This window comes from Enterococcus sp. ARL09-542, from assembly GCF_005234805.1.
Classification (GTDB): Bacteria; Bacillota; Bacilli; order Lactobacillales; family Enterococcaceae; genus Enterococcus_D; species Enterococcus_D gallinarum.
Map to the genome: position 1 here is coordinate 149,374 of NZ_QPQX01000003.1, position 21,920 is coordinate 171,293.

The 21,920-nt window shown below is 40.4% G+C and carries 21 protein-coding genes and 1 tRNA gene; 6 read left to right on the top strand and 16 right to left on the bottom strand.

The annotated features are described in order from the left end of the window. Positions 1-40: 40 nt before the first annotated feature. From glf to rpoN, 7 genes are all read right to left on the bottom strand, one after another. The gene (gene glf, locus DVW06_RS04670) at positions 41-1,153 is read right to left on the bottom strand and encodes a UDP-galactopyranose mutase (protein ID WP_005471813.1); all 1,113 of its coding nucleotides are present in this window, start codon (positions 1,151-1,153) and stop codon (positions 41-43) included. A 227-nt stretch (positions 1,154-1,380) separates the two neighbouring features. After that, complete coding sequence (gene eno, locus DVW06_RS04675; RefSeq protein ID WP_003127565.1) at positions 1,381-2,682, bottom strand: surface-displayed alpha-enolase; 1,302 nt, start codon at positions 2,680-2,682, stop codon at positions 1,381-1,383. A 111-nt stretch (positions 2,683-2,793) separates the two neighbouring features. Continuing rightward, positions 2,794-3,549, bottom strand: coding sequence for a triose-phosphate isomerase (tpiA, locus tag DVW06_RS04680; protein ID WP_003127564.1), 756 nt, complete (start codon positions 3,547-3,549; stop codon positions 2,794-2,796). A 69-nt stretch (positions 3,550-3,618) separates the two neighbouring features. Then, entirely contained in the window at positions 3,619-4,809 is a 1,191-nt protein-coding gene (locus tag DVW06_RS04685) for a phosphoglycerate kinase (protein WP_003127563.1), read from the bottom strand. A gap of 99 nt (positions 4,810-4,908) precedes the next feature. Beyond that, the gene (gene gap, locus DVW06_RS04690; RefSeq protein WP_003127561.1) at positions 4,909-5,910 is read right to left on the bottom strand and encodes a type I glyceraldehyde-3-phosphate dehydrogenase; all 1,002 of its coding nucleotides are present in this window, start codon (positions 5,908-5,910) and stop codon (positions 4,909-4,911) included. A 40-nt stretch (positions 5,911-5,950) separates the two neighbouring features. Then, on the bottom strand, positions 5,951-6,988 hold the full coding sequence (locus DVW06_RS04695; protein ID WP_003127560.1) for a sugar-binding transcriptional regulator: 1,038 nt from the start codon (positions 6,986-6,988) through the stop codon (positions 5,951-5,953). Positions 6,989-7,424: 436 nt separating this feature from the next. Further along, positions 7,425-8,738, bottom strand: a complete 1,314-nt coding sequence (gene rpoN / locus DVW06_RS04700; RefSeq protein ID WP_137264459.1) for an RNA polymerase factor sigma-54 — start codon at positions 8,736-8,738, stop codon at positions 7,425-7,427. Between the two features lie 54 nt (positions 8,739-8,792). On the opposite strand from rpoN, the gene DVW06_RS04705 reads away from it, so the two are divergent. After that, a tRNA-Arg gene (locus DVW06_RS04705) sits at positions 8,793-8,864 on the top strand. 150 nt (positions 8,865-9,014) lie between these two features. Here the strand turns inward: DVW06_RS04705 and rpoE are convergent. Continuing rightward, positions 9,015-9,620, bottom strand: a complete 606-nt coding sequence (gene rpoE / locus DVW06_RS04710; protein ID WP_005471809.1) for a DNA-directed RNA polymerase subunit delta — start codon at positions 9,618-9,620, stop codon at positions 9,015-9,017. An 86-nt stretch (positions 9,621-9,706) separates the two neighbouring features. Further along, positions 9,707-10,144, bottom strand: a complete 438-nt coding sequence (locus tag DVW06_RS04715; protein WP_005471808.1) for a DUF1934 domain-containing protein — start codon at positions 10,142-10,144, stop codon at positions 9,707-9,709. A 179-nt stretch (positions 10,145-10,323) separates the two neighbouring features. Between DVW06_RS04715 and DVW06_RS04720 the strand changes: the two genes are divergently transcribed. Genes DVW06_RS04720 through yidA form a run of 3 tightly spaced genes read left to right on the top strand, consistent with a single transcriptional unit; the run spans position 10,324 to position 13,352 of the window. Next, entirely contained in the window at positions 10,324-11,154 is an 831-nt protein-coding gene (locus tag DVW06_RS04720) for a lipoate--protein ligase family protein (protein WP_137264460.1), read from the top strand. Beyond that, the gene (locus tag DVW06_RS04725) at positions 11,151-12,521 is read left to right on the top strand and encodes an HD domain-containing protein (protein ID WP_003127554.1); all 1,371 of its coding nucleotides are present in this window, start codon (positions 11,151-11,153) and stop codon (positions 12,519-12,521) included. The genes DVW06_RS04720 and DVW06_RS04725 overlap by 4 nt, the downstream gene beginning before the upstream one ends. A gap of 9 nt (positions 12,522-12,530) precedes the next feature. Continuing rightward, entirely contained in the window at positions 12,531-13,352 is an 822-nt protein-coding gene (gene yidA, locus DVW06_RS04730; RefSeq protein ID WP_003127553.1) for a sugar-phosphatase, read from the top strand. Between the two features lie 29 nt (positions 13,353-13,381). Here the strand turns inward: yidA and DVW06_RS04735 are convergent, their stop codons facing one another. Continuing rightward, positions 13,382-13,843, bottom strand: coding sequence for an NUDIX hydrolase (locus tag DVW06_RS04735; RefSeq protein ID WP_005471806.1), 462 nt, complete (start codon positions 13,841-13,843; stop codon positions 13,382-13,384). Between the two features lie 145 nt (positions 13,844-13,988). Here DVW06_RS04735 and gloA point away from each other — a divergent pair, with 145 nt between their 5' ends. Both gloA and DVW06_RS04745 read left to right on the top strand, forming a co-directional pair. Continuing rightward, positions 13,989-14,363, top strand: a complete 375-nt coding sequence (gene gloA, locus DVW06_RS04740; protein WP_003127551.1) for a lactoylglutathione lyase — start codon at positions 13,989-13,991, stop codon at positions 14,361-14,363. Positions 14,364-14,547: 184 nt separating this feature from the next. Further along, entirely contained in the window at positions 14,548-15,261 is a 714-nt protein-coding gene (locus DVW06_RS04745; RefSeq protein ID WP_005471805.1) for a gamma-glutamyl-gamma-aminobutyrate hydrolase family protein, read from the top strand. Positions 15,262-15,564: 303 nt separating this feature from the next. Here DVW06_RS04745 and DVW06_RS04750 read toward each other — a convergent pair whose 3' ends face one another. The 6 genes from DVW06_RS04750 to trxA form a co-directional block, all read right to left on the bottom strand. Beyond that, complete coding sequence (locus tag DVW06_RS04750; protein WP_137264461.1) at positions 15,565-16,818, bottom strand: ABC transporter permease; 1,254 nt, start codon at positions 16,816-16,818, stop codon at positions 15,565-15,567. Next, positions 16,811-17,710, bottom strand: a complete 900-nt coding sequence (locus DVW06_RS04755; protein ID WP_137264462.1) for an ABC transporter ATP-binding protein — start codon at positions 17,708-17,710, stop codon at positions 16,811-16,813. The genes DVW06_RS04750 and DVW06_RS04755 overlap by 8 nt, the downstream gene beginning before the upstream one ends. Positions 17,711-17,735: 25 nt before the next feature. Next, positions 17,736-18,416: a DUF2812 domain-containing protein gene (locus DVW06_RS04760; RefSeq protein WP_113850118.1), complete on the bottom strand. Its 681-nt coding sequence runs from the start codon at positions 18,414-18,416 to the stop codon at positions 17,736-17,738. Further along, the gene (locus tag DVW06_RS04765; RefSeq protein ID WP_137264463.1) at positions 18,403-18,729 is read right to left on the bottom strand and encodes a PadR family transcriptional regulator; all 327 of its coding nucleotides are present in this window, start codon (positions 18,727-18,729) and stop codon (positions 18,403-18,405) included. The genes DVW06_RS04760 and DVW06_RS04765 overlap by 14 nt, the downstream gene beginning before the upstream one ends. A 479-nt stretch (positions 18,730-19,208) precedes the next feature. Next, positions 19,209-21,428, bottom strand: coding sequence for a L,D-transpeptidase family protein (locus tag DVW06_RS04770; protein WP_113850119.1), 2,220 nt, complete (start codon positions 21,426-21,428; stop codon positions 19,209-19,211). Positions 21,429-21,584: 156 nt separating this feature from the next. Continuing rightward, positions 21,585-21,899 (bottom strand): thioredoxin, encoded by a 315-nt coding sequence (gene trxA, locus DVW06_RS04775; RefSeq protein ID WP_021149372.1) that lies wholly within the window; start codon positions 21,897-21,899, stop codon positions 21,585-21,587. Positions 21,900-21,920: the final 21 nt, after the last annotated feature.

Genomic DNA, 21,920 nt, shown 5'->3' on the forward strand with positions numbered 1-21,920 from the left:
GAATCGGGACAAAAAAGAGCAACCTCTTCCATAAAAGAAGTCACTCTGCTTGAAATTCATGTTTGACTAGTTTTAAAGCGGCTGCAATCGTATCATCCATATCATAATAACGATAGTTTGCTAGACGCCCACCAAATAAACATTTTTTTTGCTGATGCGCTAATTTTTCATACTTGCGATACAGAGCATGATTGATTTGATCGTTAATTGGGTAGTAAGGAATGTCTCCCTTCCGCCAAGTTTTTGGAAATTCTTTCGTGACAACTGTTTTTTTTGTCACAACTGGACAAAAATGTTTATGCTCAATGATTCGCGTATAGGGCGTTTGACTGTCTGTAAAGTTCATAACTGCTGTTCCTTGATAATTATCTGTATCATATGTTCCAGTTTCAAAATGTAAAGAACGATAGGCCAACTCCCCGTAACAATAGTCAAAATATTGGTCAATCATTCCAGTATAAACAATCTTCTTGGTTGATGCTTCATGACGCGTACGGTCTGCAAAAAAATCAGTTTCTAAAGAAACTTCAATCAGTGGATTTGAAAGCATTTTTTGAATCATTTCTGTATAGCCCAATTTTGGAATGCCTTGAAAAGTATCCGTAAAATAATTGTTGTTAAATGTATACCGGACCGGCAGTCTTTTAATAATAAAAGAAGGTAGCTGAGCACATCCTCGTCCCCACTGTTTTTCCGTATAGCCTTTGATCAGCTTATGATAAATATCTGTCCCCACCAAAGAAAGAGCTTGTTCTTCTAAATTTCGGGGTCTTTTTATTCCTGTCTTTTCAATTTGAGCCATTAGTTTGATGCGAGCTTCATCTGGTCTTTTGGTTCCCCATAATTGGTAAAACGTGTTCATATTGAAGGGGAGATTATATAGCTCACCTTTATAGTTTGCAATAGGTTCATGAATATAGGGATAAAAATCAGCAAACTGATTGACGTAGTCCCAAATTTTTTTGCTCGATGTGTGAAAGATATGCGCACCATATTTATGTATGTCAATTCCGACTTGTTTTTCTGTATAACAGTTGCCACCAATATGTGCTCGTTTTTCCAACATTTTCACCGAGTGTCCCCGTTTAGCTGCTTCATAAGCAAAAACCGAGCCAAATAGTCCTGTACCAACGATTAGATAATCATACACCATGTATTTCTCCTAAATTTATTTTTTCTTTTATTATAGAGTTTCGCTAAACCAGAACTATAATTTCTTTTTTTAGAAAAAGAAAATAAAGAAGAAAAGACTGCTCTCTGTTCCATGAGAAAAATAAGTCTTGATTCAAATCACTTAATCCAGACAGCAAAAAAGCTCTGAAATCACAGCGGTTGTTAAATCAACCGCTGCTCTTTCAGAGCAATGTAATCATCGAAAGATTATTTGTTTTTCAAGTTGTAAAAAGCTTGCAAGCCTTTGTATTCAGCAACTTCACCAAGTTGGTCTTCGATACGTAGTAATTGGTTGTATTTAGCAATACGGTCAGTACGTGAAAGAGAACCAGTTTTGATTTGGCCAGCATTTGTTGCAACTGCGATATCAGAGATTGTTGAATCTTCTGTTTCACCTGAACGGTGAGAAACAACGGCAGTATAACCAGCTTCTTTAGCCATTTCGATCGCATTGAATGTTTCAGTCAATGTACCGATTTGGTTTACTTTGATTAGGATTGAGTTACCGATACCGTTTTTGATTCCTTTTTCAAGGATTTCAGTGTTTGTAACAAACAAGTCGTCACCAACTAATTGAACTTTGTCGCCTAGACGTTCAGTCAATAGTTTCCAACCATCCCAGTCGTTTTCATCCATACCATCTTCGATTGTGATGATTGGGTATTTGTTAACTAACTCTTCCAAGTAGTCAACTTGTTCTGCAGCTGTACGTTTCACACCGTTTTCGCCTTCAAATTTCGTGTAGTCGTACACGCCATTTTCGTAGAATTCAGAAGAAGCACAGTCAAATCCTAGGTAAACGTCTTTACCTGGTTCTAAACCAGCAGCTTTGATAGCTTCTAAGATTGTTTCAACACCATCTTCAGTTCCTTCAAAACGAGGAGCGAAACCACCTTCGTCACCTACTGATGTTTCTAAACCACGTTTAGATAAGATTGATTTCAATGCATGGAATACTTCAGCACCCCAACGTAGACCTTCTTTGAATGTAGGTGCGCCTACAGGCAAGATCATGAATTCTTGGAAAGCGATCGGAGCATCTGAGTGAGATCCGCCGTTGATGATGTTCATCATAGGTGTTGGCAATACTTTTGTATTGAATCCGCCTAAGTAGTGGTATAAAGGTACTTCTAAATAATCAGCAGCTGCACGAGCAACAGCAATAGAAACACCAAGAATTGCGTTAGCACCTAATTTGCCTTTGTTAGGAGTTCCATCTAAAGCGATCATTGCTTTATCGATAGCCATTTGGTCACGTACATCGTAGCCGATGATTGCTTCAGCAATGACGTTATTTACATTGTCAACTGCTTTCGTTACACCTTTACCACCATAACGAGCTTTGTCGCCATCACGTAATTCAACTGCTTCGTGTTCACCTGTTGAAGCTCCTGAAGGAACCATTCCACGGCCGAAAGCACCTGATTCTGTGTAGACTTCTACTTCGATAGTTGGGTTACCACGTGAGTCTAGGACTTCGCGTGCGTAAACATCAGTAATAATTGACATGTTTTGTCTCTCCTTTGAGTTTGTTTTATCTTAAGGGAATCTCCCTTGCGAACATCTTAATTGTAGTGAAAAAAGCTGTTTTCTGCAAACAATATTTTCATGAGAATGAAATTATTTTACTGCATCCAACAATGCTAGGAATGAATCAGCTTGCAAGCTTGCGCCGCCAACTAATGCTCCATCTACATTTTCTTTTGCCATGTATTCTGCAATATTTTCAGGTTTTACAGAACCACCGTATTGGATACGTACAGCATCAGAAACTTCTTTACCGTATAATTTTTCAACTGTTTGACGTACAACACCACAGATTTCATCAGCAATTTGTGCATCTGCTGATTTACCTGTACCGATCGCCCAAATTGGTTCGTAAGCAATGACTAGATTGCTGACTTGGCCATCTGTCAATCCTTCTAAACCGGCAGTGATTTGTCCTTCGATCCATTCAGCTGTTTTTCCAGCTTCATAAGTTTCTAAAGATTCACCACAACATAGGATTGGGATCATACCATTTGCGAAAATTGCTTTCGCTTTTTTGTTGATGTCTTCGTCAGTTTCATGGAAATATTCACGGCGTTCTGAGTGACCGATGATTACATAGTCAACACCTAAGTCAGCTAAAGCAGCTGGTGAAGTTTCTCCTGTAAAGGCACCTTCATTTTCCCAGTAGCTGTTTTGAGCAGCAATTTTTAATTCTGTACCTTCTGCAGCTGTTACTAATGTTTCCAAGAACAACGCTGGTGCTCCGATAACAGAATCTACTTTATCGTTGCTAGGAATTTTTGTTTTGACTGCTTCAGCAAATTCTTTTGCTTCTTTCGCAGTTTTATTCATTTTCCAGTTTCCGGCAATAATTGGTTTGCGCATTTTTCTGGCACTCCTTTGTTATTTAAGGGTCACGGCTGCTTATTGCAACGCAGCCGCGTCGTTGCTTGATTATTTGTCGTTGATTGCTGCTAATCCAGGAAGAGTTTTACCTTCTAGAAGTTCTAAACTAGCACCGCCACCTGTTGAGATGTGAGTGAATTTATCAGCAAAACCTAATTGTTCTGCAGCTGCAGCTGAATCTCCACCACCGATGATTGTTGTTGCATCTTCAAGGTTTGCGATTGCTTCACAAACACCGATGGTACCATTAGCAAAGTTTGACATTTCGAACACACCCATTGGTCCGTTCCAAACAACTGTTTTTGCACCTTTTAATGTTTCAGCGAACAATGCAATTGTTTCAGGTCCGATATCTAAGCCCATTTGACCTTCAGGAACATCACCAGTATGTTCTTCTGTTGGAACATCATTTGAAAATTCAGCAGCTGTGATTGAGTCAACTGGTAAAACAAGTTTATCGCCAGCTTTTTCGATCAATTCTTTTGCCAACTCAACTTTATCCGCTTCAACAAGAGAGTTACCAATTTCCATTCCTTTTGCTTTGTAGAATGTATAAGTCATTCCGCCACCGATCAAGATCTTGTCTGCTTTAGGAATCAAGTTTTCAATGACACCGATTTTGTCAGATACTTTCGCACCACCAAGAATCGCTACCATTGGACGTTTTGGTTCTTCGACTGCTTCACCAATAAATTTGATTTCTTTTTCCATTAAGAATCCAGCAACTGTTGGGATTCCTGTAGAAGCGATTCCGACGTTTGAAGCATGGGCACGGTGAGCTGTACCAAATGCATCATTGACAAAAACATCCCCTAAAGAAGCCCAATATTTACCAAGCTCTGGATCGTTTTTGCTTTCTTTTTTGCCGTCAACATCTTCAAAACGAGTGTTTTCGAAAACAACAACATCGCCGTCTTTCATGTTGTTGATTGCTGCTTCCAATTTTTCCCCACGTGTTTCAGGAACGAAAGTCACTTCTTTGCCTAACAATTCGCCTAGACGTTTTGCTACTGGTGCTAAAGATTTGCCTTCTTTATCTGCTTCTTCTTTGACACGACCTAAGTGAGAGAAAAGAATTGCTTTTCCGCCATTTTCGATCACGTAATTAATTGTTGGAAGTGCTGCTTTGATACGAGTGTCGTCACCGATCACACCGTCTTTCAATGGAACATTGAAATCCACACGCACAAGAACTTTTTTATCTTTTAAATCGATATCTTGAACTGTCATTTTAGCCATGAACAGATTCCTCCTAATGTAATTGTTAAAAAAAGCGGAGAAGCGCGCTGCTTCCCCGCTTTCTCTTGCGATGGTTTAAATGAATGTACGACGCAAATCTTATAATTTAGCGAAGTATTCTAAAGTACGTACTAATTGTGCAGTGTATGACATTTCGTTATCATACCAAGCAACAGTTTTAACTAATTGTTTGTCGCCAACAGTCATAACTTTTGTTTGAGTTGCATCAAATAGTGAACCGTAAGTCATACCAACGATATCAGAAGAAACGATTTCGTCTGTGTTGTAACCGTAAGATTCGTTTGAAGCTTCTTTCATTGCTGCGTTTACTTCGTCAACAGTTACTTCTTTGTCAAGAACTGTAACTAATTCAGTTAATGAACCAGTTGCAACAGGAACACGTTGAGCAGCTCCGTCTAATTTACCGTTCAATTCAGGAATTACCAAGCCAATAGCTTTAGCAGCACCAGTTGAGTTAGGAACGATGTTTGCTGCAGCAGCACGCGCACGGCGGAAGTCACCTTTAGGGTGTGGTCCGTCTAGAGTCATTTGGTCACCTGTGTAAGCATGGATCGTAGTCATCAAGCCTTCGATCACACCAAATTTGTCATTCAATGTTTTAGCCATAGGAGCTAAACAGTTAGTTGTACATGAAGCACCAGAAATTACTGTTTCATCACCTGTTAAAGTTTCGTGGTTTGTGTTGTAAACGATTGTTGGTACATCGTTTCCGCCAGGAGCTGAGATAACTACACGTTTTGCACCAGCTGTTAAATGTTTTTCAGCAGCTGATTTAGAAGTGAAGAATCCAGTACATTCTAGCACGATTTCAACACCTAATTCGCCCCAAGGCAATTCTTCAGGGTTGCGGTTTGCTAGAACTTTGATTTCGTTTCCGTTCACGTTGAATGATCCTTCATGAACTTCAACTGTACCGTTGAAACGTCCTTGTGTTGTATCATATTTTAACAAGTGTGCTAACATTTTAGCGTCTGTTAAGTCGTTGATAGCCACAACTTCGATTCCTTCTACTTCTTGGATACGACGAAATGCTAAGCGTCCGATACGTCCAAATCCATTAATACCTACTTTAACTGTCATTTAAGATTTCCTCCTTATGAAAATCATAAAAATATTTATTTTAAAGGGTTGCCCCTTTTAAAATCTCATTGGCACAGGCTTCATCTGTGATGAGCCATGTTTGTTTTGGTGCATTTTTCATGTATGCATTGATCGCTTTGGCTTTTGATTTACCGCCTGCGATTGCGAAAATGATCGGCACGTTCTGCAAGTCCTTCAACTGCAGTCCGATACGAGGAATTTTATAAACGACCTCGCCTGCTTCATTAAAGAAATAACCGAAGGATTCCGCTACTGCATTCTTTTGTTTCAGCATCAGGATCTCTTTTTCTGACATCTTTCTTCGAGCTGCCATATGCAGTGCTCGTCCAATACTATGAATAACACAATTTGCTTGACTTATCAAGTTTAAGACATCAAGGATCGCTGGTTCTTTCAACAAAAATTCATAGGTGTTAGTGCTTAATTGTTCCGGTACAAATAGGGAACGATAATTACCATTGGTACGCATCGCCATCACTGATCCGACTGAATTTGCCTGAACATTGACTGCTTCTCCGATGCCCCCTCTGGCTGGGACAAACAAGTTATGGCGTTTGCCAGTTTCAAGATTGCCTAGTTCTTCGGCAACTTTTGCCATTGTCGTACCGCCCATCACAGCGATCGTATTCTCACCATCTGGCAGCAATAAGTCTAACGACTCATTAAGCAGCTGACCGAATTCAGCAATCACTTTCGGTTGACGGTCCCCATCACCGCTGGCAATCAAGCAACGATCAATCCCGAAGTACTCGGATAACCGCTTCTCTGTTTGATGCATGCCAAACAATTGATCCATCAAACTGCCGATTTTTGTATAGATTTCTTCGCCATAGGCCGTTAATTGCATACCGCTTTTAGACGAATCAATCAATTTAAGTTTTTTGAGGATATCCGTTTCAGACCTCAACACACGTTCCGTCATTGCTAAGCTTTCAGACAATGTCCGCCGCCCTACTGGTTGCATCCAATAGATAGTCCGTAAAATACGGTAACGTTCTTGAAGCACCGCGAGGATATCCGGGGTGATTGCCTCAATCAATTTCAATTCATCGAGCATTTTGCATCCTCCCGTTGGACTTTTTTTGTCCTACAATGACTTAAAATGACCCATCTATTCCAAAAAAAATTTAATTCATCTCTTACACCAATAATAGTAGCACTTCTGGACGCCTCATGCAACTATTTCAATTATAAAAAATGATTCTCCAAACTTTTTTAACCGTAAAGCGGATTCTTATCACAGCCAAAAATAGCTTTCAAACTAGTAAAAGAAATCAACAAAGAAAAACTCGAGCAAAAGGATCAGCGACCGCCTATGAAAAGCGGGCAGAGCTATTTATCACAAGTAGCCCTGCCTTTGCTACGGTTATATGAAACCCAAATTGCTTACCTGTCTTCTTATGTATAAGAGGTGGGGTCATTGGACTTTTTGCCGTCATTCTTGTTGAATCTTTCTTCAATAGCTGGATCAGAACAAGAACTGTATCGAAAAATCAATCAAACCGCTTTCGTTTAGAAGATCCAGGAATATTAAGAGCCTCACGATACTTGGCAACAGTCCGTCGAGAAATTTCCACTTCTTCCGCTTTTAACAAATCAGCCAATTTTTGATCAGAAAGCGGCTTCTGCTTATTCTCTTCGTTGATCAAAGCTGCCAAACGTCGCTTGATTGCCTCCGTGGTGACATCCTCTCCACTTTGGGTGGACACTTTTTGACCAAAGAAGGACTTCAGTTCAAAAACACCAAATTCTGTCTCCAAATATTTCCCATTGACGGCACGACTGACTGTCGATTCGTGAATACCTAATTCGTCAGCGATTTCTTTGAGGATTAATGGCTTCAATGGTCGGTCAGCTTGTAAAAAAAAGTCTTGCTGATGATGAACGATCGCTTCTCCCACTCGATAGATGGTATCTCCTCGCTGCTGGAGAGTCTTTTTTAGCCATTCAAATTCTTGGGCTTTGTTGTCTAAATATTTCTTTACCTCAGCATCGCCACTTTGTTTTAATTGATCAAAATAGTGTTGTTGGAAACGGACTTCCGGCATTGCTCGTCGATTAGAGGTAACCACTGGCTGGCCTTCAGTAATCGTAACTCGCAAATCTGGGATGATATACAAACCATCTGTAGACCCAAAGGCCGCCCCTGGTGTTGGAGTCAACGTTTGGATATAGTCAAACACCTTCTGAATTTCTGAAAGCGAAGCTGCTAGATTTTTCGCTATTTTGTCCCACTTGCGCTCTGCTAATTCCGTGAACCATTCTTCAAGAACGATATAGGCGAGTTCTGGCGCAGCATCGTCCCGTTCAGTTTGAAGCATGAGGCATTCTCGTAGATCTCGTGCGCCGACACCCGCTGGATCCAACTGCTGAATCAGTGTCAAGGCATCGAGCATCTGAATCTCTGAAGCTCCGATCATTTGACCAGCCTTCACCAAATCAATGGTCAAAAATCCATTCAAATCAATATATTCCACTAGAAATAACACGACGGTGCGTAGAAAGGTGTCTCGGTAATTTAAATGGATTTGATCGATCAAATACTCAAAGAGCGAACTTCCTCTATTTGGGATCTGATTCAAATATTCATTGAATTGCTCAGATGTCCCACTGCCTTGAGTATAACTCGTCGGATATTCATGGTCCGTTAAATCGATCAGGGGATTCTCTAATGCCTGATTATCTACGAAAGCAAGCAGTTCATCTGATGAAAATTGCAGCACTTGGATCGACTGCTGTAATTTCTGCGTCATCGCCAACTTTTGTGTCTGTTTTTGTTGTTGCGAAAATTGTTGTTGAAATTTCATCATTTTACCTCTTGTTTTTTCTGAGAAAATTGGTTAAACTGTTATTTGTGCTTCGCGCCTTTAGTGTAGTGGATATCACGTAAGATTCCGGTTCTTGAGACGGGGGTTCGATTCCCTCAAGGCGCGTTTTTCATTTCATTTATAGTATACTTTATCTCAAGGGATAATTCAAAAAACCACGGAAGTGCTGACAGCACTTCCGTTTTTTTTATTTTGATTGAGCTCTTGCCATCTTCCATACGCTGTTGCCTTTGCTAAACACAAAAAAGAAGAGGCCTATTCCTCTTCTTCCTCGTCATCAAATTCGTCTTCTTCATCATCATCGATGATCGTTAGATCTTCTTCAATGTTCCCTGGTAGTTCCTCTTCGTCATCATCGTTATTGTCTGCACCAATTTCTTGCAGATCTGAGTTATATGCGGAGATTTCTTCATCCTCATCGTCATCATCGTCAAAAAGATCCTCTTCATCGTCATCAGACAAATCAGTATCCTCTGGGTCATCATCGTTATAATCGATCGCGTCTTCATCGTCACTAATAAAGGCATTCACTTTCTTACGTTTGCGACGACGCGGTGTATCTTCATCTTCATCATCGATTCCGTGGTTGACTTCTTCATCGATTGAGTCGATCGCATACCATGAACGCAATCCCCAGCGATTGTCTCCCAAAGAAATAAAACTGCCATCGATATTCAAGTCTGTATAAAACTGCGCCAAAGAATCACGAATCTCGCTGTCCGAAGTTTCTAGATAGTTTTGGATTTGGTTGACCAAATCAGAAAAATCCATCACGTCACCGCGTTGCTCTAAAATCGCATGGGCAACTTCGATCATTGACAATTCGTTTTTATTTACACCTTCAAATACATTAATTTCCAAACGGGACACGTCCTTTCACAGTCTACTCCTAATCATACAAAAATGTGAGACAAATTGCAATTTATTCTTTCAAAATTTGCATTTATTTAAGCAGTAAACTCCAAAGAAAGTTTGTATTCTCCCACTTTGTCTTCCATCATAAATAAATCATAATGGACATCGACTTTACCTGAATAAGGACGATCTTTCAGACTCACATGTAAGTGACTTGTATATGTATGGAAATGCATCGTGCCGTAAGGCGTTTGATAACTTGTTTCTAAACGTTCTTTGTAAGCGAATTTCAAGCGTGTTCGCATTTCTCCCGAGCGAATCAGTTGGATCACGCCATCTGGCATAATTTTCATCGTCACTGGTACTTCGGCTCCTTCTGGCTGAATCTCTTTGTATCTCAGATACAGCGTATCGCCGATTTTGACCGCCTGTCCTTGTAAATCAAACAAAAAATCTTGTGTTTCTCCCGCTTGTTCGACCTTTGTCGTTAAATGGATCGAAATCGGAATTCCTTGTGACAATTCCCTCATGATAGTGTGCCTCCTTAGCAGATTTCAGTTTCATTTTTCCTTTTTTCCCCTCTTTTGTCAATCATTTCAGCTAAAACATCCACTATAGAACGTTTTCTTAGCTTTTTGATTAAGTTTTTTCATGATCTTCATATATAATAGTAGGAGATCTTATTATTGAAGGAGAGTCTAAGCCTACCGTGACCATTGAAATGATTGATCAAATGTTGCCATTTGATCCCCAAACTACCGAGAATCGTTTTTTACCGTTTGCATTGACCGATGTATTGAGTGAATATGCAGGCGTTCATCATCAGGAATTTTTACACTTTTGGCAGTTGCCTGATACTATGATTTTAGGAATGAAAGATACCCGAGTGCCTTATTTCACCGAAGGAATATCCGCTTTGACGACTGCTGGCTTTCAACCAATCATCCGCAACTCAGGCGGGCTTGGGGTCATCAACGATGCCGGTGTTCTGAATGTATCGTGGATTTTCCCAAAAATGTTAGCTGCTACTACAGATGCGGCTTATCAGCGAATGGTCGACTTGATGCGAGAAGCATTTCCCGAAAAAGAAATTGCGGCCTATGAAATCCCAAACTCTTATTGTCCCGGTACCTTTGACTTGAGTATGGACGGAAAGAAAATCGCAGGGACTGCCCAGCGCAGGATCAAAGCAGGAATTGCAGTCATGATGTACCTTAGTGTCAACGGCGACCAACACTATCGAGGAGAAGTAGTAAGAACGTTTTATCAAAGAAGCTTGAAAGAGCAGTTTGGTACTAATGGCTATCCCGCCGTTGAACCTACCAGTATGACAACACTCCAAGATGTGCTTCAGCGTTCTTTCTCTGTATCAGAAGCTGCCTCACGACTGCAAGAGGCCTTGATGCGGCTAACTAAGTCCTCTCTCAGACCTGTGACTGCATCCGAATGGGTTGAAAAAAATGATCAAGCGGCATTACTAGAGGCTCGTATGACCAATATGTATCAACGAAATCAACCGATAAAGGAGAGTTCACAATGAGCATCCCATATAAGTATCAAACACTTGCTATTGAAAAAGTATTCCGTGATCCTGTACACAACTATGTGCATGTGCAGCATCAAGTGATCTTGGACTTGATCAATTCGAAAGAAGTACAGCGCCTGCGAAGAATCAAACAACTAGGAACTTCTTCGTTTACTTTTCATGGTGCTGAACATAGTCGCTTCTCACATTCGTTAGGGGTTTACGAAATTAGCCGCCGCATCTGTGATTTGTTTCAACGAAATTTCCCAGTTGAAAAAGTTGGGTCTGATGGCTGGGATGACCGGGAACGATTGGTCACGCTTTGTGCTGCTTTGTTGCATGATGTTGGCCATGGCCCTTATTCTCACACTTTTGAACATATTTTTCATACCGATCACGAAGCCATCACTGTAGCGATCATTACTTCTCCAGAAACAGAAGTCTATCAAATCCTCAATCGTGTGGAAGAAGGTTTTCCTGAAAAAGTGGCCAGTGTTATTACTAAGACATACCCAAACCCACAAGTGGTGCAAATGATTTCCAGTCAGATCGATGCGGATCGCATGGATTATTTACTGCGGGATGCATACTTCACGGGAACGGAATACGGCACATTTGATTTGACACGTATTCTGCGAGTCATTCGTCCCTATGCTGGCGGGATCGCATTTTCTATGAGTGGCATGCATGCGGTAGAAGATTATATTGTCAGCCGCTATCAAATGTATGTCCAAGTCTATTTCCATGCCAGTTCTCGGGGAATGGAAGTTATCTTGGCACATTTACTAAATCGCGCTGCCGAATTGTATCAAGAACATGAAGAAATTTTCCAATCGCATTCCCAGCTTTTGCTGCCCTTTCTTAAACAGCACTTTACTTTGGAAGAATACCTAAAACTAGACGATGGCGTCTTGAATACTTACTTCACTCAGTGGACGGAAGAAAATGATCCGATTCTTAGTGATTTAGCCAAACGATTCTTGAACCGCAAACCGCTGAAGTCTGCACGTTTTGAAGAAGACACTCAATTGCCATTGATTCATGAACTGCAATCTCTTGTCGAAAAAGTCGGTTTTAACCCCGACTATTACACAGCAATCAATTCTAGTTTCGATTTACCTTATGACTTTTATCGCCCAACTTCCGGCATGCATCGGACACAAATCGAACTGCAAGAAAAAGACGGCTCCCTAGTGGAATTATCCAAGGCTAGTCAACTAGTAGCTGCACTTGCTGGTCAAACACAAGGAGACCAGCGCTTTTATTTCCCAAAAGAAATGATTGACCCCGCACTACAAAATCACTATGATTTATTTTGGGATACGTATCAAGAGTTTGCGAAACATATTCGCAATGGTGCCTTGATCAATACGAACAACTAGGAGGAAGTTATGAGCATCAAACTGATTGCTATCGATATCGATGGCACGTTACTGAACAATGATCGAAAAATCACACCTGGAGTGTACCAAGCACTAAAAGCTGCGGAGGCACAGGGTGTTCGAATCGTCTTATGTACTGGCCGCCCCTTAACAGGTGTCCAAGATTTATTAAGTGAACTAGACTTGTTTTCAGAAACGGACTACGTAATCACATATAATGGTTCTCTCGTACAGAAGACTAAAACAAAAGAAATCGTTTCTGAATTCGGATTGACGCATGAAGAATACTTAGAAGTAGAAATGACTGCCCGTAAATTAGGGGTTCATTTGCATGTGGAAACCCAAGATACGATGTACACAGCGAATCGAGACATCAGTCCTTATACCGTCTATGAAGCCTTTTTGGTCAATATGCCTTTGAAATATCGTACACCGGAAGAAATGACTGCGGATCTGAATATCATCAAAATGATGATGATCGATGAGCCTGAATTGATCGATGCTATTATTCCACAATTGCCAACTTCATTGACTGAGCGTTTCAATATCGTCAAAAGTGCGCCATTTTTCTTAGAAGTCTTGAATAAGAAAGCTCATAAAGGGGCTGCGGTTCAGAAGCTAGCTGAGGAACTAGGTATCTCACAAGCAGAAGTCATGGCGATTGGTGATAACGAAAATGATCTAACGATGGTCGAATATGCGGGTCTTGGCGTTGCAATGGCTAATGCAACAGAAAATGTCAAACAAGCGGCCGACGTCATCACTGCTTCCAATGAAGAAGATGGTGTAGCTAAAGTTATCAATGACTATGTGTTAAATGAACTAAAATAAAAGAGTAAAAAAGACAACGATCACTGCCTTTATGCATGATCGTTGTCTTTTTGATTTACCCATTGTTTCACTGCCCAGGCATGACTGCCGCGTTTCAATAAATGAATGGCTTCTTCTGGTGTATGCCACGAAAGTTGGTTGTGTTGTTCTGTTGGCTCACCTATTTTTTGCCAATCAGTCATCAAATAAAAATAGGCCGGATGATGGTAATACGTTTCTCGATGTCGCGAGTAAAAATAATCAACCGCCTCCCCTAAATAACTGGCGATCTTTCCTGCAAATCCTACTTCTTCGACCAATTCCCGTTTGATCGTTTCTTCCTTCGATTCACCGGGTTCAATCTCCCCTCCTGGTAAAAAAAAGGCGCCATTTGGCGCTTGGACCAAAATCACTTGTTGGTGTTCATTCGGAATCACGACATAGGCACCGAATCGTGAAATATAGTCAGCCCCCGGCTCTTTTTGCCCAAACACTTTCTCCTTGTTCCCCATGTTTCCCTCCATCATCTCTTTCTTTCCATTCTACCTTAGGAAGCCACTGGCGACAAGCTGCAACTTGACGGGGTGCACTTTTCTTACCACAAAAAATCGGGTTATGTTATTATAGGCTTACCACAATTGAAAGGATGAATGACAAATGAAAATGGCACATACTTGTGTGCGAGTGAAAGATCTTGAAGCATCACTTGCATTTTATCAAGAAGCATTCGGTTTTGAAGAATCGCGCCGTCGTGATTTTCCAGAAAACAAATTTACGTTGGTTTACCTGACATTACCAGGAGATGATTATGAATTAGAATTAACTTATAACTATGATCATCCCGGCTATGATCTAGGTGACGGCTATGGTCATATCGCGATCAGTACCGATGATTTAGAGAAACTTCACGAGCAGCATAAAGCAGCTGGTTTTGATGTTACTGACTTAAAAGGCTTGCCTGGTACTTCTCCTTCTTACTATTTCGTGAAAGACCCAGATGGCTACAAAATAGAAGTGATTCGCGAAAAATAAAAAAGTACTGTGACTTAAGTGCAGCAACAAATGGAGCATCCGAACGATAACGAAATTGCATCTACTCTCTAGTAGGTCCTCGCAATTTCGTGGAAAAAGTCAGTTCGGATAGCTTCCTTTGTTTTCCTTTTGTCACAGTTTTTTATTCATTACTGCTGTCAAAACAGCTGGAAGGAGAATGCTTATGAAACCAGTGATTGGAATTGCTGGCAACGAACGAACGATGATTGATGGGGAAGCCCATTGGATTACATATACCCCGAGAAATTTTGTGACACAGATTCAACAAGCCTCTGGCCTTCCCCTTATTTTACCCATGGGAGCTCCCGAAAATGCCGCCCAATATGTTGCCCAGATTGATAAATTACTTTTGGCAGGGGGTCATGATGTGACTCCTCGCTATTATGGCGAAGAGATGCATCCACTGATCCAAGGTACACATCCTGAACGAGACGCATTTGAATTGGCGTTGATCAAAGAAGCTGTCGCACAAGAAAAACCAATTTTTGGTGTCTGTCGTGGCATGCAGCTATTGAATGTTGCTTTCGGAGGCAACCTCTATCAAGACTTGTCATTGGTCGAGCAACCAACCATCAAGCATGTGCAAGCACCGACACCCTTTCGCTTTCCTACTCATGCCGTTGAGATCGTTGCTGACAGTCGTTTAGGAAAATTATTAGGAACCACCTATCAAGTGAATTCATTTCACCATCAAGCCATTAAAGATGTTGCAAAAGATTTCCAAGTGATCGCAACTGCCCCTGACGGTATCGTAGAAGCCATTGAAACTTCTGCCTTTGCGGCGCCGATTTTAGGGATCCAATGGCATCCTGAATTAACCGCACAAGAAATTGCTTCAGAACAGCAAATTTTCGACTACTTTGTTCATCAGTTTTGACATTATGCCAACAAAGATTTCGCTAGCAGAGGCAATGCCTGATTGAAAAAAGACTTGGTTATATTTGAAACTAGTAGTTTAAATGACTCGTTTAGCTTTAATAGTTAGTAATTAAAGGCTGATTGGATACTAGCTTGATCAATTGGCGGTCTTGACTCATTAAAGCTACTTTACCTAATTCTACGTAGAAAAAAACCGATGAAAAGCAGAGGGTTTTCTGGATACCATTTGGTAATCAGAAAGCACAAGCTTTTCATCGGTTTCTTTATTGAAGCCTAACTAATCGGAGAATTTGTTGGCTGGTCATTTTTCATTCTTCATCAAAACGAAAGATTGTTTCAATGAAGCCAAAATGCCGTTATCGTTATAAATCAGTACGTTTGACTTATACATTCTTGCTGAGATCAGCATCAATGCCAATGTACTTACTGCTAAGATGGCTACAGAGACTGCCGCGCCTCCGATACCTACTGTATCGTTAGCCAATCGGACTGGCATGATAAATGAAGATAAAAACGGGATATAAGAAGTGACCCGCAAAATGATATTGTTAGGATCTGTACCGCCTAGAATCAAACCTAACATATAACCGGCTAAAGAAAGGTAAGTGACAGGAATGATCGCCTTGGCAGTGTCCTCTGCTTTATTGACTAATGAACCGCACAAAGCAGACAGGACAGAGTAAATCAAAATTCCTAATAGGACAAAGATGACCGAGTAAATCAAGAATGGACCGAATAATCCATCAATTGAGAAATTGGCTAATACATCTTTGACCATTGAAATGTCTTTGATCCAATAATAACTGATAGCAAAGATACCGGCGTAAGCCAATAACTGAGCTAATGCGACCATAATTACACCGGTTAATTTGGCATAAAAGTGAACCTGTGCTCTCGTACTGGACAAAATAACTTCCATGATCCGGGTCCCTTTTTCGGAAGCAATCTCTTGGGCAATGATTTGAGCGTAAGTCAAAATAAACATGAATAAAATAATTGTTCCGACATAACTCACAATGTATTGGATCGAACTATTGTCTTCCCCAAGCTCCATTTTGCCATCTTCGGTGAAAGAAACTTTTTGTTTACTGAAGTTTGCTGGCTCACTTAAACTAGCCACTTGCTTCTGATTTAATCCGAGTGCTGCGGCACGTCCCGAGGCTTGCAACCCAGACAATAATTGCTGAACCGTCAACTCTGTGGTTTGTCCCATAGAAGATTCACTCAATAATTCACCTTTGATACTGTCGGCCTCTGAAGTAACGATCAAGAATGCATCGACCTTTTCATCCGCTAATTGTTTTTTTCCAGCTTCTTCAGAATCCACCACTTCAAATTGATAGTCTTCATTTTTCTGAGCTGCGATTGTTTGTGCAATAGCTGGTTCATTCGCATAAACAGCAATTTTATCGGCACTGTTCATTCCATCGGTAAAAATTCCTACCACATAAATAATGCCCAATGCAATAAATGGAATCAATATCATGATCAAAAACGAGATCGATTTCACGTTTTTCTTAAACACATCGAGCGCGATCACCCAAAATTTACTCATTGTCTTTTCCCGCCTTTCTCTTAAAGATTTCTTCTAATGTCGGCGGTTGTTGGTTAAACATCGGGATATAGCCATCAGCTGTGGCCAAATCAAACAATGTGCGACCGACTTCAGGATGCGATAATGTAATGTCATAACTCCCATCTTCTTTATGAAGAACTTTTTCGACACCTTCAACTGCTAGGATGGTTTCTTTTGACAATGAAGATTCCAAGAAGACTTTCGTCCGCCCAAACGATTCACGGATCTCATGAACTTTTCCGTTGAGAACCGTTTGACCATCTCTTAGCATGATCAAATAATCGCAGATTTTCTCAACATTATCCATGTTATGACTAGAAAAAATGACACAAGACCCTTTTTCTTTTAGTTCAATAATGCCATCTTTCAGCAACTCAGCATTGACAGGGTCCAATCCGCTAAATGGTTCATCCAAAATGACTAATTTAGGTTCATGAATCAATGTTGCGATCAATTGGACTTTTTGCTGATTCCCCTTCGATAATGATTTAACTTTATCTGTCTTTTTCCCTTTTACTTGGAATTTTTCCATCCATTCGTCGATCTTAGGTTCAATTTCTTCTTTCTTTTTTCCACGCAAGCGTGCAAAATAAATCAGTTGATCTTGGATGGTTACTTTAGGGTAAAGTCCCCGTTCTTCTGGCAAATAACCAATCAAATTGTATTCCTTTTCTGTGATTTGATGGCCATTCCATAGTACTTCTCCTTGTTCAGCCCGTAAGAAATCTAGAATCAATCGGAATGTCGTGGTTTTACCAGCACCATTTTGACCGATCAGCCCCATGATCTCGCCATCGTTGATTTGAAAGGACAATTGATCCACTGCCCGATAGTCCCCAAATGTTTTCACTAAATTCTTTGCTTCTAACACAATTTCACCTTCCTTGTCTTTTAAGTTAGTATAAATAACCGGCTAAAAAGCCGATAATTCTTCCAATTAATGCGCCGACTCCCATAAAGAGCAGCGTATCCCGTAACACGTGTTGCCGCTTAGCTAGTTTCTCTGGTTCTTTGTAAAAAGAGGCGCGGTTCTTGTACAAGCGACGCATGAGAAATGACACCACACCGATGACAAGAGGCGCACAAATCAGCCCAACTGCAACACCATATGAGAAACCTAGTATCTCATTATAGGTAAGTACTAGCCAGCGAGCGAGGAGATAAATCAAAAGCAGAATAACCAAGCCAACACCTGTTATGCCAAAAGAACGTTTCATAAGATAGCGTGCCTCACTATCGATTCGTTCTTGATAGCTTTGCTGATCACTAAAAATAGCTGGTGTCTCTAAAGGAGCCTGAAAATAGTAGTAACGGTTTTTGTAGGAACTAATATACTCCCATCCGCCGGCTTCATACATTGCCAAGTATTCATCAACATCAGATTTGTCTCCTTGAAAAAAATCGACAGCAAACTTCTTCTCTTGTGGTTGGCTTTGAATAAACTTCAAAAAACCGAACTGATTCATATGCACAAACTGCCAACCTTTTGCTGCTTGCTCTTGCAGCCGCATCATTTCTTTTTCTGGATAATAGGCAACACCTAATGAATACAAATATTTTGTCTTACGTTTGCTCATCTGCCAGTCCCCCCAACTCACCCATAATCTGTTCACCAATCTCAAAGAAATGTTTTCGTCGCTGAATGTCCTTTTCTAAAGCCGTTTTTCCTTTGGCTGTGATCTGATAGATTTTTTTACGATCTGTCGTCTTTTCTAAACTGATCATTTCATTTTTGGTCAATTTTTTCAATATAGTATACATTGTTGCCGGACCGATTTCATAGGTACCTTGGCTTAATTCATTGATTTGCTTCATGATCACATAGCCATGTTTTGGCTTTAATAAAGCTAACAAAATCAAATAAGTTGAATCGGTCAATGGTTCATCCATGTGTTTTCCCCCATCCTAGGAAACTATATCACTTACTGATATATTATCGAATGATATAATAAGTGTCAATCTCTTTTTGTAAGCAATTTTCTCCCGGATTTGGGTAGTTTTCTGATTATCTATCGGCGTATTTCAGAACTATTTACACTTAGTTGACCGCTTTATACTTACCTTAGTTAGCAACTAGGGATTCGAGATTGATGCTCCCTATCAAGCTTCGAACGGACATGTCAGTCATTCAAAAGAGAAATCCTTTTCCCAAACGGGCGACACAGCTTTCAAAGGGCAGTTTTTAGTCAATTGACCCACTTTACAAATCTAACTTCTATCAAAATATCAAAAAGTAAAATATCAAAAAGGCCTTGATCTCTATTCAGAAGATAAAAACTTTCAACTCTAATTAGTGAAGTGCAAATCAACAACTCTTTTCGCTACAAAAAAACTGCTGCATCCTTATTCAAAGGATGCAGCAGCTAGAATCAGTTAACGATTTTTACGGGAGTGTTGTAAGGCATGTTGTAATAGAACCATTTAGCATCAGGGACTGCTAATCGAATACAGCCATGAGAAGCTCGCTGTCCTAGTTTTTTGCCTTCCACCGAACTAAATGAATTGGTTGACCAAGCAATGCTTGTTGGAACGGTATGGAATAGATAGACACCATGATCTTTGAAAGAACGGTAATAAGCCGCTCCTGAAAAGGCGGAGCCTTTCTCCTGCTGAATTCTAAAATTACCTAACGGTGTCGGCGTAAAAACTGTCCCCGTGGAACAAAGCATGGTATAAATGACTTTGTCGCCTGACTTAATGTAAACTCGCTGCTTACTGATGGACACATGAATGTTTAAATTTTTGACATTTAGCGAGGGGTACTTGCCACCAGTAGTGTACATCCAGAATTTATCATTCACGCTATACGTCTGATTCTCTTTGATCCACCCGATTTTCCCTGCTGGTGAAACCAGATACAGATAATTGCCATCACTCGTTTTGGCTAATTTGGTTGCTTTCGCCATATACCCTTTATAATTACTCTTTTTTCCTAATTTGCTGCTGTTAGGATCAGCAGCATTCAGAAAATTCCCGCTGGCATTGTTGACGATCACATAACGGCTAATATTGCTCTGCGAATGGATTACATGAGTATTTGTGACACCTGTAGCATTGATATAGCCGATCCATGTATTGTTTAAATACAATGAGTAATAGGTCGCACCGTTATAATGCTGATATTTTCCGGTGACTTTGATATTTTTGTTCATATAATTGCCACTCGAAGCTTTCTTCTTAGAAAAATTCAAATCTTGCCACAATGTATAGTTCTTACTTTTCATCCGGATCGTCTTGTTTTCACTCTGCCATATGCCACCTTGATTATTAGCCACAGTAGCGGCTTCAGCATTCAAATAGCCGATCCATTTGCCAGTAGAATCAGACAATGAGTAGTAAGTTGATCCGTTCCAATGTTCATATTTTCCTTTAGCCTGGTAAGTTTTTCCATACAATGAAGAGGTAGTGTTCTTTTTGCTCGACCAGTTAAAATTACCCCAAATTGTATAATTTTTCTTTGTTAGAGTAACATATTTACCGTAAGCCTGGTAAGCTCCCTGTGCATTTGATGTCGTTTTGACACCGGCAGCGTTGATATAACCTAACCACTTGTTCTTATTGTCATACAACGAATAATACGTTGCACCATTAACATGGCTATATTTTCCTGTGGCTTTGACGGTCTTTCCATTCAAAGCAGCTGTCGTTCCTTTTTTGGCTGACCAATCAAAATTTTGCCATAATGTGTAGTTGCCACTGATGATCGTGGCGTATTTTGATTCAGATTGCCATATGCCTCCAGGTGATTTGGCATCCGCGGCTCCTTTGGCATTAATCCAACCAATAAATTGGTTCTTATCCGTGTACAGAGCATAATAGGTCGAGCCGTTTCCGTGTTTGAAACTTTCTTTTACTTGAAACGTTTGTCGATTGATTGTTTTTGTCGTGCCTAACTGTTTATCAAAAAAAATTGACTCCCATAAAGGATAATTGCCACTTTGAACAGTAGCATATTTTTTTTCTGACTGAAACACCCCATCTGCTGTCGTGACAGACTCTGCTTCAACAATACCAATCACGTGATTCTGTTCATCAAGTAGTTCACTATACTTCTTTTTCGTCGCTGTATCTTGGTACTGTTTGACACTTTTATAAACGTGACCCGCAAGTTCAGTAATTGATCCTGTGGCTGTTAGTTGCAATTGATTGAGGGTATATAAAACCTGACGACTATCCATTGCTTGCGACTCCGTTGTAGTCGCTGTGAAAGTGTTGATTTTGACATAGCGATTTGAATTGGCTAATTCCTTAACAGTGATGACTGGATTCGCTTCTGAAGTATCCGTTTCTTCTGTGGAAGAAACAGTTATTTCTGAACTACTTGTAGTTGTTTCCCCAAAGCTATCAGTCGAACTGTTGGTACTCGCTTCGGAAGTTGACGTGTCTATTGTAGACGATGTCGCAGTTGTTGAGTCAGTCGTTTCGGTTGTCGTCCTACTGGTATTGGTGGTTGATTCGGTGACTTGATTGACTGAAGAAGTTCCTGTATCAATTGTTTCCGCGTAGGTCGCACCTGCAGATACAAGCGGTGCACTGACCAAGGAAATGATACAGAGCAGCCGGTACCCCCATCCTCTATTCTTTTTCATTTTTCATCCCCCTTTTCAAATAAAAGCACTCCATAGAAAGTAGACGCTCCCCATATTCACACTTTCATTATACCATTGCAAGAATAAATCCTCGCTTAAAACTACTCAAAAAAAAAGCAGCGATCGCTTAAGATCGCTGCTTACTATAAAATTTTCTTACATGTGGCTTGCTACCATTTCTTTCAATTGATCTTTGGTATGAACACCAACGGCTTTATCTACCACTTGACCATCTTTTTTCAACAATAGCGTAGGGATCGACATGATACCAAATGAAGCTGGCGTTTCAGGATTTTCATCCACATCCATTTTGACGATTTTTAATTCGTCTTCTTCATATTCATTTGCTAATTGTTCCAAGATTGGTGCTTGCATCCGACATGGACCACACCATGTTGCCCAAAAATCAATAAGTACTAAGCCTTTATCGGTTTCTTCTGAAAAAGTTTTATCTGTAATTTCTTTTGCCATATTGTTCGCCTCCATTTGATT

What these genes read in the sequence shown, in the direction of transcription:
- glf (WP_005471813.1), bottom strand. Translation starts at nt 1,153, where the DNA reads ATGGTGTATGATTATCTAATCGTTGGTACAGGACTATTTGGCTCGGTT.
- eno (WP_003127565.1), bottom strand. Translation starts at nt 2,682, where the DNA reads ATGTCAATTATTACTGATGTTTACGCACGCGAAGTCCTAGACTCACGT.
- tpiA (WP_003127564.1), bottom strand. Translation starts at nt 3,549, where the DNA reads ATGCGCAAACCAATTATTGCCGGAAACTGGAAAATGAATAAAACTGCG.
- DVW06_RS04685 (WP_003127563.1), bottom strand. Translation starts at nt 4,809, where the DNA reads ATGGCTAAAATGACAGTTCAAGATATCGATTTAAAAGATAAAAAAGTT.
- gap (WP_003127561.1), bottom strand. Translation starts at nt 5,910, where the DNA reads ATGACAGTTAAAGTAGGTATTAATGGATTTGGACGTATCGGACGCTTA.
- DVW06_RS04695 (WP_003127560.1), bottom strand. Translation starts at nt 6,988, where the DNA reads ATGCTCGATGAATTGAAATTGATTGAGGCAATCACCCCGGATATCCTC.
- rpoN (WP_137264459.1), bottom strand. Translation starts at nt 8,738, where the DNA reads ATGAAATTTCAACAACAATTTTCGCAACAACAAAAACAGACACAAAAG.
- DVW06_RS04715 (WP_005471808.1), bottom strand. Translation starts at nt 10,144, where the DNA reads ATGAGGGAATTGTCACAAGGAATTCCGATTTCGATCCATTTAACGACA.
- DVW06_RS04725 (WP_003127554.1), top strand. Translation starts at nt 11,151, where the DNA reads ATGAGCATCCCATATAAGTATCAAACACTTGCTATTGAAAAAGTATTC.
- yidA (WP_003127553.1), top strand. Translation starts at nt 12,531, where the DNA reads ATGAGCATCAAACTGATTGCTATCGATATCGATGGCACGTTACTGAAC.
- DVW06_RS04735 (WP_005471806.1), bottom strand. Translation starts at nt 13,843, where the DNA reads ATGGGGAACAAGGAGAAAGTGTTTGGGCAAAAAGAGCCGGGGGCTGAC.
- gloA (WP_003127551.1), top strand. Translation starts at nt 13,989, where the DNA reads ATGAAAATGGCACATACTTGTGTGCGAGTGAAAGATCTTGAAGCATCA.
- DVW06_RS04745 (WP_005471805.1), top strand. Translation starts at nt 14,548, where the DNA reads ATGAAACCAGTGATTGGAATTGCTGGCAACGAACGAACGATGATTGAT.
- DVW06_RS04750 (WP_137264461.1), bottom strand. Translation starts at nt 16,818, where the DNA reads ATGAGTAAATTTTGGGTGATCGCGCTCGATGTGTTTAAGAAAAACGTG.
- DVW06_RS04760 (WP_113850118.1), bottom strand. Translation starts at nt 18,416, where the DNA reads ATGAGCAAACGTAAGACAAAATATTTGTATTCATTAGGTGTTGCCTAT.
- DVW06_RS04765 (WP_137264463.1), bottom strand. Translation starts at nt 18,729, where the DNA reads ATGGATGAACCATTGACCGATTCAACTTATTTGATTTTGTTAGCTTTA.
- DVW06_RS04770 (WP_113850119.1), bottom strand. Translation starts at nt 21,428, where the DNA reads ATGAAAAAGAATAGAGGATGGGGGTACCGGCTGCTCTGTATCATTTCC.
- trxA (WP_021149372.1), bottom strand. Translation starts at nt 21,899, where the DNA reads ATGGCAAAAGAAATTACAGATAAAACTTTTTCAGAAGAAACCGATAAA.